The sequence below is a fragment of the Nitratidesulfovibrio sp. genome (assembly GCF_040373385.1).
GTDB lineage: Bacteria > Desulfobacterota > Desulfovibrionia > Desulfovibrionales > Desulfovibrionaceae > Cupidesulfovibrio.
The window spans coordinates 33536-47996 of sequence record NZ_JBDXXH010000004.1; the positions used below are offsets into that span (position 1 = coordinate 33536).

A 14461-nucleotide genomic window follows, 5' to 3' on the forward strand; every position below is an offset into this window, starting at 1 on the left:
GACCGCGCGGCGGGCCAGCCGCCCGCAAGGCACCTTCCGCTCCGCCCCCCTCCCTCCCACTTCGAGGTGACAGCATGGATGGATACAAGGAGTTTCAGGGGAAAAGCCTCGACGATGCCATTCGCGAGGCCTGCTCCTACTTCGACGCCCCTCGCGAGAAGCTCGAGATAGACATTGTCCAGGATGCCAAGTCCGGTATCTTCGGCATCGTGGGTGCCCGCAAGGCCATGATCCGCGCGCGCCGTGCCCAGATCGGGCAGATAGGCCGCCTGGCCCCGTCTGGTCAGCCTGGCCAGTCTGGACAGTCTGGCCAGTCGGCTGCTTCCGCCCCAGATTCCAACGGCACCAACGACGCATCCTCTCCCGCGCAGCCCCGTGACGCGCGAGCCATCGTGGCAACGCCGGAGACGGAAGCCGCCGAGGCCCGTGCCGGTCGCGCTTCCCGCCCCCGCGAAGATCGCCCCCCCCACCCGCGTGACGACAGGCCCCGCCGTGAACGCGGCGAAGCCGCTCCGGCCATGGCCGATCCCGCCGCCGGGGCCGATGCCCGAACCGACGCCGAACCCGGTGACGAGGACGACGAGCGCAGGCCGGATGGCGAGCGCAATGGTCGTCGTCGCCGCCGTGGTGGACGTGGCCGCCGCGAACGTGACGGTGAGACCCGTGGCGACAACGGCGATCAGCCAAGCCAGCCTCGCGATGCCAACGGCGAGGCCGCTGATGGTGCTGCGTCCGAAGATTCCCGTCCCGACGGCAGACCCGCCCGCGCACCCCGTGCGCCGCAGGCACCGCGTGGAGAGCGTCCCGCGCGCCAGCCGCAGGATGGCGACGCCAACGGACAACCGGGTCAGCAGGACCGACGCGGCGGCCCTCGCCGCAACGGCGAACGAGCGGAACGTCCAGAGCGGGCCGAGCGGATCGACAGACCGGGCAGACCCGACAGACTCGACAGACCGGGCAGGCCGGAGAGGCCGGGCCGGCCCGCAAGGCCCGAACAACTCGCCGGTGATGCCGCCCTGGGCCTCGACATGCTGGACGACGCCGACGAGCACGGCGGCGACGGCCTGCCGGAAATTCCGCTGGAACAGCTGGACCGGGAGCAGGTGACCCAGGTGGCCGTGGAGGTCATGGAACGCCTGGTTACCCCGGTCATCGGCGAGGCGGGCTTCACCGTGGAACTGGCCGAAGGCCGCGTCAACGTTTCCGTGGATTGCGGCGAGAATTCCGGGCTGCTCATCGGCCGCGAAGGGCAGACCCTGTCGGCGTTGCAGTACTTGGCCTCGCGCATCGTCTCGCGCCGCCTTGGCGCCTCGGTGCGGGTGCAGCTGGATTCCGGCGACTACCGCGAACGCCAGGACGACAAGCTGCGCGACATCGCCCTGCACCTGGCCGAAAAGGTGCGCGCCACCGGCAAGCCGCAGTCCACCCGTCCGCTCAGCTCGTACCACCGCCGGGTGGTGCACGTGACGTTGCAGGACGACGAAGAGGTGGTCACCCGCAGCAAGGGCGACGGCCCGCTGAAGCGGGTGATCATCATGCGCAAGAAAAAAGGGTAGGGGCTGTCCCCAAATTGTCCTTTCGCCCGTTGGCTTCCGACCCGAAGGGCGCGAAGCGTGGCCGTTAGGCGAGCGCGTAGCGTGAGTCTTACGGGCATCGTGCGCAACGAGGTCAAACTTCACCTGCCATATAGGTCGAATACGATAAGAGTATACTCCCTCATGGCGGGCTTGTTTTCCTTGCCAACGGACGAAAAACCTAATTTGGAAACAGCCCCTTGGCCGACCGACCCCGGCGGCAGTGCTGCCCTGGGGAGCCGGGGCGGAACATTCCGTTCGCGGCAGGCGGCGGGAACATACATCGTCGAATCGCGTCGCGGGGGAGGCCCACAGGGTTTCCCCCGTTCGCGTCCGCAAGGGCGCACGCCCGCCGGGCCAAGGGGCCGGGCAGGGCGCCGCGCCGGGGAGCACGCCATGCGGCAGGAAGGCACCATCGCCGCCATCGCCACCCCGCCCGGTACCGGGGGGGTGGGCATCATCCGCATCAGCGGGCCGGACAGCCATGCCATTCTGAGGCGGCTGTTCCTGCCCGCCTCGCCGCGTTTTGCCGGGTTCCGGCCCTGGACGCTGCACCGTGGCCGAGTGTGCGACGCCACGGGCGCGCCGCTGGATGACGTGCTGGCCGTGGCCATGCCCGGCCCGCGCACCTTTACCGGCGAGGACGTGGCCGAAATCCACTGCCATGGCGGTCCTGCCGTGCTGGCGGCGGTGCTGGAGGCGGCCTGCGCCTGCGGCGCGCAGCTTGCCGGGCGGGGTGAATTCACCCGGCGGGCTTTCCTGAACGGGCGCATGGACCTGACCCAGGCCGAAGCCGTGGCCGAGATGATCGCCGCTCCCGCACAGGGCGGGTTGCGTCTGGCCCAGGCCCGTTTGCAGGGGCTGCTGGGCGCGCGGGTGGCCGAACTGCGGGCGCGCCTGCTGGATCTGCGCGCGCAGGTGTGCGTGGCCGTGGATTTTCCGGAGGACGAGGTGGATTGCCTTGCCCCGAATGCCTTCGTGGCCGAATGTGAAGGGGTGGCCGCCGGGGTGCGCGGGCTGCTGACCGCCCACCAACGGGGCCGCTGCTGGCAGGAGGGCGCGCTGGTGGTGCTGGCCGGGCACGTCAACGCGGGCAAGTCCAGCCTGATGAACGCCCTGCTGGGGCGCCGCCGGGCCATCGTTACCGACATGCCCGGCACCACGCGGGATTTCATCGAAGAACCGGTGCAACTTGCCGGGTTGCCGGTGCGCCTGGTGGACACGGCGGGCCTGCGCGATACCGGCGACATCGTGGAACAGGAAGGCGTGCGCATCAGCCGCGACCTGGTGGCCCAGGCCGACCTTGTCCTGCTGGTGGTGGACGCCGCCACGGGGCTGGGCCATGCCGAGCGCGAACTGCTGCGCCAGGTGCGCGACCAGCAGGTGCACGGGGACAAGCCGGGCGGGCGGGTGCTGGTGGTGCTGAACAAGACCGATCTTGCCGCTGCGTCCGTGTCCGGTGCCGCCTTCCAGTGCCCACCGGAGGTGGATGGCTGCCCCTGCGTGGCGGTATCCGCCCTGCGCGGGCAAGGGGTGGACGAACTGGCCGCCGCCGCGCGGGCCATGGTATTGACCGGGCTTGGCGCGTCCGGTGCGGGCGGGGAACCGGAGTCCGGCGATCTTGCACCCAACCTGCGTCAGGCTCAGGTACTGCGTCGTGCGCTGGACGAACTGGACGCCCTGATGGAGGATGTCCGCGCCGGGGTGCCGTACGACCTGTGCTCGGTGCGGCTGGATGGTGCCTGCGCCGTGCTGTCGGAAATCACCGGCGAAACCACCCCCGCAGAGGTGCTGGAGCATATATTTTCTTCGTTCTGCATCGGGAAGTAGATGGAATTCGTCCTGTAACGGGATCACCACGAAGCAAACGAGCCATCCCGTCTGTTGTGACCTGCGTCACTGACCGGAACCCGCCGCCGTGCCACGGTGCACGCATGGCGGACACGCCACAGGAGTAACATGTCCGATCGCGCGCCCTCTCCCTTCATCGTCAACGGTTGTCGCGGTACGACCGTTGCCTCCTCTCGCGGGGGCACCTGCCGTTTTTCCCTGCCCGTGCCGGAGGGCTTTCTGGCCCGACTGGAGCGGGTGGTGGCCGAAAGCGGCTGGCCGGACTTCCTGCGCGACGTGGTGCGCGGTCCCATCCTGCACCATCACGCCTTCCGGGTGGCGGTGTCCGCGTGCCCCAACGGCTGCTCGCGCCCGCACATCGCGGATGTGGGCATCATCCGGGCCTGGACGCCGGGCCGCGCCTCCGATGCCTGCACCCGTTGCGGACTGTGCGAGCGGCTGTGCCCCGACCATGCCATGACAGTTGAAGATGACGGGCCGCGCCTGCACCCCGAAAACTGTCTTTCCTGCGGGCTGTGCATCAAGCGCTGCCCGGAAAAGGCCCTGCCCGTGGCCCGCGAGGGCTGGCGGGTGGTGGTGGGCGGTCGCCTTGGCCGCAGGCCCCGGCTGGCCACCGAACTGGAAGGGCTGGACGAAGTGCCGGGTACCTCCGGCTTCCCCGGCCAGTCGCACCTGCTGGACGACGATGGCGTGGTGCGCGCCCTGCGCAACGCGCTGGCGTGGTACATGCGCGAATACCGGCTGCACCTGCGCTTCGGCGACCTGGTGGCCTCCGACCCCGCCACGGCGGCGCGTCTGGCGGGCACCCTGCCGGGGCCGGTGCGCAATCCCGAAAAGATGGCCCCCATGCGCTTCGATACCCCCGCACCGGATACCGGCGAAGGGGAGGGCGCGGCGGGCGAAACCCCGTAGCGTTCCTGTTCACGCGCATGGCCCGGCATCGTCCCGATTCCCGCCGCCCGCATGGGGCACCGGCCCCGTTGCAAGACGGAGCCGCCGCACCGGCGGGCCTTGCGGAAATCGGCCCGGTGTCGGAAGCGCCCACGAGGCCCTGCCCGACCATGCCCCACCTTTCGGATGATTCTTCCCGGCCCGCGCCGCCGCTTTCGCCCTCCACGCCTGATGGTGGGGCGAACGGCGGCGCGGGCCGTACCGCGTTCTGGTCCGTTACCGTCCCCTGTCTGCTGGCCTTTGCCCTGCTGGCCGCCCACGCAGTGCGCTCCGGCGACGGGGGCACGGCGGCGGCGTGGGGCGTGCTGGCGGGGCTGGCCTGTATCCGCCTTGCCTGGGTGCGCCTGGTGGCTGCCGCCGCGTTGTTCGCCGGGGGCTTGTTCTGGGTGTCCGTGGGCGTGGACCTGGTGCGCTTTCGCATGGCCTTCGGCCTGGACTGGCTGCGTCTTGCGATGATCATGGCGGCGGTCACCGGCCTGACCATGGCCGCATGGTGGCGTCTGGCGGGAGAGGCCGGGCGGCAACACCATCATCGCGGTACGGATACCGCGTGGCCCAGGGCAATAGCCTTTCTGCTGGCCGTCGGGCTGCTGTGGCTGGCCCGCTGGCGTGCATCAGGTATCGTGCTGCTGCTGTCCGACCGCTTCCTGCCCGGCTCCGGGCCGCTCCAGATCGCCCTGGCCGGGGTGTACGCCGCGTGGGTGGCCGGGCTGCTGCTGGACCCCGCACGGGCGCGCAAGGCCCGTCCGCGCCTGTGGGCGCTGTTTTCCGCCGTGTTCTTCGGCCAGTTGGCCCTGGGCCTGCTGGGCGCGCACCGCCTGCTGATGACCGGGGCGCTGCACCTGCCCGTGCCCGCGCTGATCCTGGCCGGGCCGCTGTACCGGGGCGAGGGCGTGTTCATGCTGGTGCTGTTCGGCGTCTCGGTGCTGCTGCTGGGCCCGGCGTGGTGCAGCCATCTCTGCTACATCGGCGCGTGGGACGATGCCTGCTCGCGCTTGCGCGGGGCCGCCGCGAAGCCGGGAGACAAGGGGGAAAGGCCCCGGAAAGGCGGGCGGCCCATGCCGCCGCCCTTGCCCCGTTGGGCGGTGGCGATGCGCTGGTGTCTGGCTGCCGTGGTGTTCGCCGTGGCATGGATCATGGGGCGGGCCGGGGTGCCGGTGGGCGTGGCCGCCACGGTCGCCGGGCTGTTCGGGCTGGCCGGTGTGGCGGTGATGGTGGGGCTGAGCACGCGCCGGGGCATGATGGTGCACTGCACCGCCTTCTGCCCCATGGGCGCCGTGGGCAACCTGCTGGGGCGCATCGCGCCGTGGCGGCTGCGCGTGGGGCCGGGCTGCACCCGCTGCGGGGCCTGCCTTGCCATCTGCCGGTACAACGCGCTGGACGCGCGGCGGCTGGAAGCAGGGCGGCCCGCCCTGTCCTGCACCCTGTGTCGTGACTGCATCGGCGTGTGCCGCCACGGGGCCATGCGACTGACCCTGCCGGGGCTGTCCCCGGCGGCGGCGTGGCGCACCTTCACCGTGCTGGCCGCCGTGCTGCACGCGGTGTTCCTGAACGTGGCCCGCATGTAGCGGCGTGCCAGTCAACGGAATGCGTCGCGCGCGGAGACGGCGCGCAGGCAAGGTTCATTTCCGTGTCACCGGTGCCGCACTTCGCAAACCGGTGCGGATCGGCATGAATTGGCGCGAAACGGCGTGAATCGGTGTAAACGGGCGTGAACCGCTGGCCGGAGGGGCGGGCATGTCCGCGCCGTCGCCCCCGTTCGGGCCGCGTCCCTGGCTGCGCGGCGGGGTATTCTCCCTCGGGCCGTGGTACCGCGTCAGCACCGGGGGTTTACGTAATCCGGCCCATCATGTATGAATGCCGCCGCCGGAGCCACCGCGCGCTTCGTGCCTTTTCAGCATCCCGCGCCGCCGGTTCGTCGCATTTCCGGCTCCGTGGACCGCGCCTTCACGAGTGCCACTGATGAAGAAGATTCCCGAACGGTATCGGCGTAAGATCAGCAAGGACGAAATCAACGAGCTGCCCCTTGAGCGGTATGCGGGTGAAATCCGCATTGTCCGCAGCGAGGAGGAGCTCGCGGATGCCGTTGACCACCTGCGTGACGAAGACGTGCTGGGCTTCGATACCGAAACCCGGCCCACCTTCCGCAAGGGCAAGGTCAACCTGCCGTCGCTGGTGCAGCTTGCATGCAGCGAAGTGGTCTACCTGTTCCAGCTCAACTGGCTGCCCTTTGGCGAGGCGCTGGCCTCGGTGCTGTCCGACGCGGACATCGTCAAGACCGGCGTGGCCGTGCGCGATGACATCCGCGACCTGCAAAAGCTGTTCGCCTTCAACGACGCGGGCGTGGTGGACCTGGGCGAGGTGGCGCGCGACCTGGGCCTTGAAACGCACGGCCTTCGCAACCTTGCCGCCAATTTTCTGGAAGTGCGCATCTCCAAGGGTGCCCAGTGTTCCAACTGGAGCAACCGCGAACTGGCCCCCCAGCAGGTGCTGTACGCCGCCACCGATGCCTGGGTCAGCCGCGAGATTCATTTGCGCATGCGCAGGCTGGGACTCATCGACCGCTAGTCGGTCTGGCCCCTTTCTGCGTCGGTCCGTTTTCCCTTGCCGCATTTTCTGCGCGCCCCCATGCACGTCATGGGGGCGCGCGGTGCGTTTCTTCGCCTTTTCGCCGTTCCGCCGCCTTTGTCACGTCGTCGTCACCAAGCGTGGCATGTGCGGGCGTCCGGCAGCGGCATGCCACGGAAATACCAGCCACCTTGGCAGTGGTGGGGAAAAATGTCACATCCTTGTAACGGAGCAACCACGCATCCGTCACCGGCACCGCACATCTTCTCGGGCAGGAAAGCGCCAAGGAGAACCACATGACGAAAGAGCGCATTCTGGTGGTGGAAGACGACGAGGACATCCTGCAGTTGCTGACCTTCACCTTCGAATCCGCAGGGTTCGAGGTGCGAACGGCCACCACGGGACGCGAAGGTCTGGACATCGCGCTGCGGCAGAAGCCCGCGCTTGTTCTGCTGGACCTGATGCTGCCCGGCATGAGCGGACTTGACGTGTGCCGCGAGCTGAAGCGCCTGCCGGAAACGGAAGATGTACCGGTAATCATGCTTACCGCGCGCGGAGAGGAAGTGGACCGCATCGTGGGGCTGGAACTGGGGGCCGACGACTATGTGGTCAAGCCCTTCAGCCCGCGTGAACTGGTGCTGCGTATTCGCGCCGTGCTCAAGCGCGCGCAGGGCGTGGCCGAAAACCCCCAGCGCTCGCAGTGGCAGATCGACGGGCTTGCCCTGGACCTTGACGCGCACCGGGTGGAGGTGGACGGCGAAGAAGCCGCCCTGACCGCCACGGAATTCCGCCTGCTGGCGGAACTGGTGCGCAACCGGGGCCGCGTGCGCACCCGCGACCAGTTGCTGAACACGGTGTGGGGATACGAGTTCGAAGGTTACGCCCGTACGGTGGATACCCACGTACGCAGGCTGCGCCAGAAGATCGGCGGCTACGCGGCCATGATCGAAACCATCCGGGGCGTGGGATACCGCTTCAAGGAACAGTAGCCCCGGATTCCGCGTGGCGGCCATGCACGGCGCAGCAGCCTTGCACCGCTGAATCTCGGCACCGGCACACCGCCCCGTGCGGCGGCATCGCCCCTTTTCGCCTAACGCCCCAATGCCCCCAACGCGCGGCGCGCCACGCGTCGCCGGGAACGAGACATGCCAGACAGCAAGAACGTGAAGATGCACTCTGCATCGCTGAATTTCTACTACGGCGACTTTCAGGCGCTGCACGACATCAATCTGGAGTTCGAACGCAACCAGGTCACCGCGCTCATTGGGCCGTCTGGCTGCGGCAAGAGCACCTTCCTGCGGTGTCTGAACCGCATGAACGACCTCATTCCCATTTCGCGCGTGGACGGTGAGATATGCCTCGACGGCATGAACATCCACGACGCCCGGCTGGACGTGGTGGAACTGCGCCGTCGCGTGGGCATGGTGTTCCAGAAGCCCAACCCCTTCCCCAAGTCCATTTTCGAGAACGTGGCCTACGGGCTGCGCGTCAACGGCGTGCGCGACAAGGAATACATCGCCGAAAAGGTGGAGCAGAGCCTGCGCCACGCCGCCCTGTGGGACGAGGTGAAGGACCGCCTGCAAGAGTCGGGTCTGGGCCTTTCCGGCGGGCAGCAGCAGCGGCTGTGCATCGCCCGGGCCCTGGCCGTGGAGCCCGAGGTGCTGCTGATGGACGAACCCGCATCCGCGCTGGACCCCATCGCCACCCAGAAGATCGAGGAACTCATCCATATCCTGAAGAAGGACTACACCATCATCATCGTGACCCACAGCATGCAGCAGGCGGCCCGCGTCTCTGACCTGACGGCCTTCTTCTACATGGGGAAACTGGTGGAGTGGGGCGCGACGGAAATGATGTTCACCAGGCCGCGCAACAAGCAGACCGAAGACTATATTACCGGCCGGTTCGGGTAGGAGGAGTTCTCAAATTGTCCTTTCGTCCGGGGGCTGCGTCGAACTTCGTCTGCCAGATCGGTCGAATACAACAAGAGCGCGTTGCGGTCCTCATCCGTAAGGCTCGAAGACTCGCCAACGGCTGAGGCATACTCCCTCCTGTCAGGCTTGTTCTCCTTGCCGCCGAACGAAAATCCTGCTTTGACAACTCCCCCAGGAGAGTTCTGTGGAAACGCATTTTCACCAGCAATTGCAGAAGCTTCGCCTGAAGGTGCTGGAAATGGCCGCGCATTCGCAGGCGGCCATCGAAACCGCCGTGCGCGCCTTGCAGCACCGCGATGCCGACGCCGCGCGCTCGGTCATCGCAGGCGACAAGCTGATCAACACCATAGAGTGCGAGATCGACGAGCTCAGCTTCCGGCTGCTGGCGCTGGACCAGCCCATGGCCGTGGATCTGCGCATCATCGTGGCCATCATGCGGGCCAGCATGTACCTGGAACGAGTGGGCGACGAGGCCGTGAACATCGCCGAAGCAGCCATGTTCCTGGCATCCCGGCCGCCGTTGCCGGAAATGCCCAGCCTGAACGAACTGGGCACCCACGCCGTGGACATGTTCCGCAAGGCGGTCATGTCCTTTCGCGAAAGCGACGCCGGGCTGGCCCGCGAGCTGCGCATGCTGGACAAGCGCTGCAACCAACTGGACGTGCAGGTGCTGCGCGAACTCATGGACTACATGAGCCGCGAAAGCCCCGCCGTTGAGCGCGCGGTGCACACCATCCTTGTCTCGCGCAGCCTCGAACGGGTGGGCGACCTGTCCACCAACGTGGGCGAGACGGTGATGTTCATTGTCGAAGGGCTGAACATCAAGCACAGCTTCCAGATCAATTCCGGCGGCTCGTGCAGCTAGCACGGTACGCCTTACCGCACCGACATGGCGGGGCTGCCCACACGGCGGCCCCGCTTTGCATTCGCGGGCGGCTGCGGTATGCTGTCGCCCCGCCGCCCGCCGGATTGCCGGACGGGGTCGGCACATCCCATACCCCCACGCGGCCCGCACCTGCGGCGTCCGCCCCGGAGACCCGATGACCCAATTCGGCAAGCGCACCGTGCAGTTTCCCGTAACCCCGGAAGAAGTCCCCGCCCTGGTGAGCCGCATCGGCGAACAGATGGCCGCTGGCGTCATCACGCTGGATGGCCGTTCGATAGAGATCGAAGGCTACGAAAGCATTGGCATTTCGCTGAAGCGCACCGGCGACAAGCTGCGCGCCCGCGTGAAGGTGAAGTTCCCCAAACGTCCCGGCGAGGTGGGTGACGCGGGCAGCGATGCTGATGACAGTGACGGGGATGACGATTAGCCGTCCCGCGGCGGCAGGGGGTGGCGGCTCTGCCGATCACCCCGACCGCACCGGCCACTCTGGCCGCTCCGCCTGCTCTGCCCGCTGTGGCAGTCACGTGCCCGGCGACCGCCCGGATTGCGGCGTACCGAATGGTGATATGCCAGACAGGGGCGCCATGACCGGCGATGCCGCGCATGGTCCGCGCATCGTCTTCTTTACCGGCGGCACGGCGCTGAAGTCGCTCAGCCATGCCCTGACGGATCGGACGCACAACTCCGTGCATCTGGTCACCCCGTTCGATTCCGGCGGCAGCACGGCCGTGCTGCGGCGCTACATCCGCATGCCCGCCGTGGGCGACCTGCGCAACCGCCTGCTGGCCCTGGCCGACCCGACCGTGGCCACGCCGCCGCTGCTGGCGCTGTGCGACCTGCGCCTGGCCGACGCGGGCGCATACGACACCCTGATGCAGCGGCTGTATGCGCTGGGCTCTGAACGAGACCCCGCCTGGCGCGGCATCGACCCGCTGGTGGCCGACGTGCTGCGCCTGCACCTGCGCTGGTTTCTGGAGTTCGCGCCGTCCGGCTTCGACCCGCATGGCGCGTGCCTGGGCAATCTGCTGCTGGCGGGTGGATACCTGCGCCACGGCGGCGGGCTGGGACCGGTGCTGCACCTGTTCACGCGCCTGCTGCGGGTGCGGGGCACGGTGGTTCCCATCGTGGACGACGACCTGCATCTGGCGGCGGAACTGGCCGAAGGTACCGTGCTGCTGGGGCAGCACCGCATTACCGGCAAGGGCGTGCCCGGCATCACCGCGCCGGTGCGCCGCCTGTTCCTGACCCGCACCCGCCCTGATGATACCGGACAAGCCGAAGCAGGCGGTCAGGCCGAAGCAGGCGGTCAGGCCGGAGCCGGTGGGCCAGGCGGGACCGGGGACGAGGAGCGCCATGGCGTCGGGGGCGGAAAATGCGCCCCTCCCGCCGAGGCGCGCGTGCCCGTGTCCGACGCGGCGGCCCGGCACATCGCGCAGGCGGACCTGATCTGCTTTCCCATGGGCAGCTTCTATACCAGCGTGCTGTCCAATCTTTTGCCCCAGGGAGTGGGGCGCGCCGTGGCTGCTGTTCCGTGCCCCAAGGTGTACGTACCCAACACCGGCACCGACTCGGAGCAGCTCGGCTTGTCAGTGGCCGACTGTGTCGCCGTCCTGCTGGCGGCGCTGCGGCGCGACGCGGGCGCGGACGTGCCTGCTGACCGCCTGCTGCAAACGGTGGTGGTGGATACCCGCAACGGTGTGTACTCCGGCGGCATCGACCGCGAAGGGTTGCGCGCGCAGGGCGTGGATGTGCTGGATGCGCCCGTGGTGCGGGCACTGCCCGATGGCGGGGCGCACGCCGCCGCCGTGGCGGGGCGTCACGACGCCGAAGCCGTTGCCGACCTGCTGTTGCGCCTGGCGCGCCCGCGCGGATAGCCTTTTCAGGCGTCGGGCCTGCGTGGTTTTTGGCGGATGAACGAAAACGCCCCCGCGTGCATGCACGCGGGGGCGTTGTTTCGTGTCGTCGAGACGGGCCGGGTTAGCCGGCGATGGTCTTGCGCAGGATGTCGAAGGCCTCGTCGATGCCGGCCGGGTTGGTACCACCGGCCTGGGCCATGTCGGGCCGCCCGCCGCCGGAACCGCCCACGGCGGTCGCCACGGCCTTGATCAGGGCCGGGGCGGTGAAGCGGTCGTGCAGGTCCTTGGATACGGCCACGATCAGGCTCACCTTGTCGCCGTCGGGGGCGGCCAGGCAGGCTATGCCCGAGGGGAGCTTGGAGCGCACGTCGTCCATCAGGTCGCGCAGGGCCTTCACGTTGGGCACGTCCACCCTGGCGGCCAGCACCTTCACGCCGTTGATCTCGGCCAGTTCGTCCATGATGTTGCGGCCCTGGCCGGAAGTGGCCTGGGAGCTGGCCTTTTCCAGGTCCTTGCGCAGGCTCTTCACGTCCTTCTGCAGGGCCTCCACGCGGGGCACGATCTCGCCGGAGCGGGCCTTCAGCAGCCCGGCAACCTGGCCCAGTTCCGCGCGCTGGTCCATGACCATGCGCAGGGCGTTCCAGCCGGTGATGGCCTCTATGCGGCGCACCCCGGCGGCCACGCCGCCCTCGGACAGGATCAGGAACAGCCCGGCCTGGCCGGTGGCGCGCAGGTGCGTGCCGCCGCACAGTTCCACAGATTCGTCGGCAATGGCCACCACGCGCACCTCGTCGCCGTACTTTTCGCCGAACAGGGCCATGGCCCCGCGGGTCAGCGCGGCGTCGTAGGCCATGTGGTCGGTTTCCAGCGGCAGATCGGCCAGGATCACCCGGTTCACCTCGCGCTCCACGGCGGCGATTTCTTCCGGCGTCATGGCGGCGATGTGGGTGAAGTCGAAGCGCAGGCGGTCGGGGGCCACCAGCGACCCGGCCTGCTTCACGTGGTCGCCCAGCACGCGGCGCAGGGCGGCGTGCAGCAGGTGGGTACAGGTGTGGTTGCGGGCAGAGGCCACGCGCTCGTCCTCTTCCACCAGCAGGTGCACTTCCTGGTCGGGCAGGATTTCGCCGTCCACCGTTTCGATCTGGTGCACGGTGAGTTCGGGCGAGGGCTTCAGGGTATCCAGCACGCGGGCCTTGCCCGAGGGAGACGTGATGGAACCCAGGTCGCCCGTCTGGCCGCCCGAGGCGCCGTAGAACGGGGTGCGGGTGGCCACAAGGTAGCCCTTGGCGCCCTTGGGCAGGCCTTCGCAGGGCAGGCCGGAGGCATCCAGCAGGGCCACCACGCGGCTGTCGCCCGCAAGGTGGTCGTAGCCGATGAATTCCGAGCGCAGGCCTTCTTCGAGCAGGGCGTGGAAGCGCGAGGCGATGTCCGATTCGCCGGAGCCTTTCCAGGCGGCCTTGGCGCGTTCCTTCTGCTCGGCCATCAGGGTGCGGAAGCCGTCCTCGTCCACCGTGAAGCCGCGCTTTTCCGCGATGTCGTTCACGATGTCCAGCGGAAAGCCGAAGGTGTCGTACAGCTTGAAGGCCACGTCGCCCGCCACGTGGGTGCTGCCCGCGCCGCGCAGGCTTTCCAGTTCCTCTTCCAGCAGGGCCAGGCCCTTGTCCAGGGTGCGGTTGAAGCGCTCTTCCTCCTCGCGCACCACGCGGGCCATGAAGTCGGCATTGCCGCACAGTTCGGGATAGTCGTCGCCCATCACCTCGACCACCTTCATGGCGGTCTTGTGCAGGAAGGTGCCGGTCTGGCCGATGAGCCGCCCGAAGCGGTAGGCGCGGCGGATCAGGCGGCGCAGCACGTAGCCGCGCCCCTCGTTGGAGGGCAGGATGCCGTCGGTGATCATGAAGGCCATGGAGCGGCTGTGGTCGGCGATGACGCGCAGGGCGGTGTCCGTTTCGTCGTTGGCGCGATAGGACACCCCGGCGATGCCGCAGGTGTACTGGATGATGGCCTGGAACAGGTCGGTGTCGAAGTTCGAGAACACGCCCTGGCACACGGCGGCGATGCGCTCCAGCCCCATGCCCGTGTCGATGGAGGGCTTGGGCAGCGCGGTGCGGGTGCCGTCGGCGGCCTGGTCGTACTGCATGAACACGAGGTTCCAGATTTCCAGGTACCGGTCGCAGTCGCACTTGCCGATGCCGCAGTCCGGCCCGCAGGTCATGTGCTCGCCCTGGTCGATGAGGATTTCCGAGCACGGACCGCAGGGGCCGGTATCGCCCATGGACCAGAAGTTGTCCTTCTCTCCCATGCGATAGATGCGCTCCGCCGGGATGTCGGTGTGCGCCAGCCACAGGTCGCGCGCCTCGTCATCGTCGCGGAACACGGTGGCGTACAGCCGTTCCTTGGGCAGCTTCAGGTCTTCTGTCAGGAATTTCCAGGCGAACTTGATGGCGTCTTCCTTGAAATAGTCGCCGAACGAGAAGTTGCCCAGCATCTCGAAGAAGGTGTGGTGGCGCGCGGTGCGGCCCACGTTTTCAAGGTCGTTGTGCTTGCCGCCCACGCGCAGGCACTTCTGCGAGGTGGTGGCCCGCACGTAGCCGCGCTTTTCCTGGCCCAGGAAGGTCTTCTTGAACTGCACCATCCCCGCGTTGGTGAACAGCAGCGAGGGGTCGTCCTTGGGCACGAGGGAAGAGGAGCGCACGATCTCGTGGCCCTGCGACTGGAAGAATTCAAGGAACCGGCGCCGGATTTCGTTGGCGGTTATCACTGGGTGTCTCCTGTGCGGATCGTATGGCGTCGCAGGCACGCGGCGCCGCGCACGTCACCGTACCCGCATGGCGGGGCTGG

Annotated in this window: 11 protein-coding genes; 10 read left to right on the plus strand and 1 reads right to left on the minus strand. The window is 68.3% G+C overall.

Annotated elements, in window-relative coordinates; all coding sequences use genetic code 11:
- Positions 1 to 74 precede the first annotated feature (74 nt).
- The 10 genes from ABWO17_RS08545 (at position 75) to ABWO17_RS08590 (ending at position 11638) form a co-directional block, all read left to right on the plus strand.
- Positions 75 to 1556, plus strand: a complete 1482-nt coding sequence (locus tag ABWO17_RS08545) for a Jag N-terminal domain-containing protein (RefSeq protein ID WP_353117570.1) — start codon at positions 75 to 77, stop codon at positions 1554 to 1556.
- Positions 1557 to 1970: 414 nt separating this feature from the next.
- Positions 1971 to 3404, plus strand: a complete 1434-nt coding sequence (mnmE, locus tag ABWO17_RS08550) for a tRNA uridine-5-carboxymethylaminomethyl(34) synthesis GTPase MnmE (protein WP_353117572.1) — start codon at positions 1971 to 1973, stop codon at positions 3402 to 3404.
- A gap of 129 nt (positions 3405 to 3533) precedes the next feature.
- The gene (locus tag ABWO17_RS08555; RefSeq protein ID WP_353117574.1) at positions 3534 to 4337 is read left to right on the plus strand and encodes a 4Fe-4S binding protein; all 804 of its coding nucleotides are present in this window, start codon (positions 3534 to 3536) and stop codon (positions 4335 to 4337) included.
- 149 nt (positions 4338 to 4486) lie between these two features.
- Positions 4487 to 5944: a 4Fe-4S binding protein gene (locus tag ABWO17_RS08560; protein WP_353117575.1), complete on the plus strand. Its 1458-nt coding sequence runs from the start codon at positions 4487 to 4489 to the stop codon at positions 5942 to 5944.
- 394 nt (positions 5945 to 6338) lie between these two features.
- Complete coding sequence (locus ABWO17_RS08565) at positions 6339 to 6944, plus strand: 3'-5' exonuclease (RefSeq protein ID WP_353117577.1); 606 nt, start codon at positions 6339 to 6341, stop codon at positions 6942 to 6944.
- Positions 6945 to 7240: 296 nt separating this feature from the next.
- Complete coding sequence (locus ABWO17_RS08570) at positions 7241 to 7933, plus strand: response regulator (protein WP_035065555.1); 693 nt, start codon at positions 7241 to 7243, stop codon at positions 7931 to 7933.
- 156 nt (positions 7934 to 8089) lie between these two features.
- A complete protein-coding gene (pstB, locus tag ABWO17_RS08575) occupies positions 8090 to 8857 on the plus strand; it encodes a phosphate ABC transporter ATP-binding protein PstB (RefSeq protein WP_353117580.1) in 768 nt (255 codons plus the stop codon).
- A gap of 205 nt (positions 8858 to 9062) precedes the next feature.
- Complete coding sequence (gene phoU, locus ABWO17_RS08580) at positions 9063 to 9743, plus strand: phosphate signaling complex protein PhoU (RefSeq protein WP_353117582.1); 681 nt, start codon at positions 9063 to 9065, stop codon at positions 9741 to 9743.
- A 175-nt stretch (positions 9744 to 9918) separates the two neighbouring features.
- Positions 9919 to 10191: a hypothetical protein gene (locus ABWO17_RS08585; protein WP_353117584.1), complete on the plus strand. Its 273-nt coding sequence runs from the start codon at positions 9919 to 9921 to the stop codon at positions 10189 to 10191.
- A 139-nt stretch (positions 10192 to 10330) separates the two neighbouring features.
- Positions 10331 to 11638 (plus strand): 2-phospho-L-lactate transferase CofD family protein, encoded by a 1308-nt coding sequence (locus ABWO17_RS08590; RefSeq protein WP_353117586.1) that lies wholly within the window; start codon positions 10331 to 10333, stop codon positions 11636 to 11638.
- 103 nt (positions 11639 to 11741) lie between these two features.
- Here the strand turns inward: ABWO17_RS08590 and alaS are convergent, their stop codons facing one another.
- A complete protein-coding gene (gene alaS / locus ABWO17_RS08595) occupies positions 11742 to 14381 on the minus strand; it encodes an alanine--tRNA ligase (RefSeq protein WP_353117588.1) in 2640 nt (879 codons plus the stop codon).
- Positions 14382 to 14461: the final 80 nt, after the last annotated feature.

Coding starts and splice junctions, on each gene's coding strand:
- ABWO17_RS08545 (WP_353117570.1), top strand. CDS start 75: ATGGATGGATACAAGGAGTTTCAGGGGAAAAGCCTCGACGATGCCATT.
- mnmE (WP_353117572.1), top strand. CDS start 1,971: ATGCGGCAGGAAGGCACCATCGCCGCCATCGCCACCCCGCCCGGTACC.
- ABWO17_RS08555 (WP_353117574.1), top strand. CDS start 3,534: ATGTCCGATCGCGCGCCCTCTCCCTTCATCGTCAACGGTTGTCGCGGT.
- ABWO17_RS08560 (WP_353117575.1), top strand. CDS start 4,487: ATGCCCCACCTTTCGGATGATTCTTCCCGGCCCGCGCCGCCGCTTTCG.
- ABWO17_RS08565 (WP_353117577.1), top strand. CDS start 6,339: ATGAAGAAGATTCCCGAACGGTATCGGCGTAAGATCAGCAAGGACGAA.
- ABWO17_RS08570 (WP_035065555.1), top strand. CDS start 7,241: ATGACGAAAGAGCGCATTCTGGTGGTGGAAGACGACGAGGACATCCTG.
- pstB (WP_353117580.1), top strand. CDS start 8,090: ATGCCAGACAGCAAGAACGTGAAGATGCACTCTGCATCGCTGAATTTC.
- ABWO17_RS08585 (WP_353117584.1), top strand. CDS start 9,919: ATGACCCAATTCGGCAAGCGCACCGTGCAGTTTCCCGTAACCCCGGAA.
- ABWO17_RS08590 (WP_353117586.1), top strand. CDS start 10,331: ATGCCAGACAGGGGCGCCATGACCGGCGATGCCGCGCATGGTCCGCGC.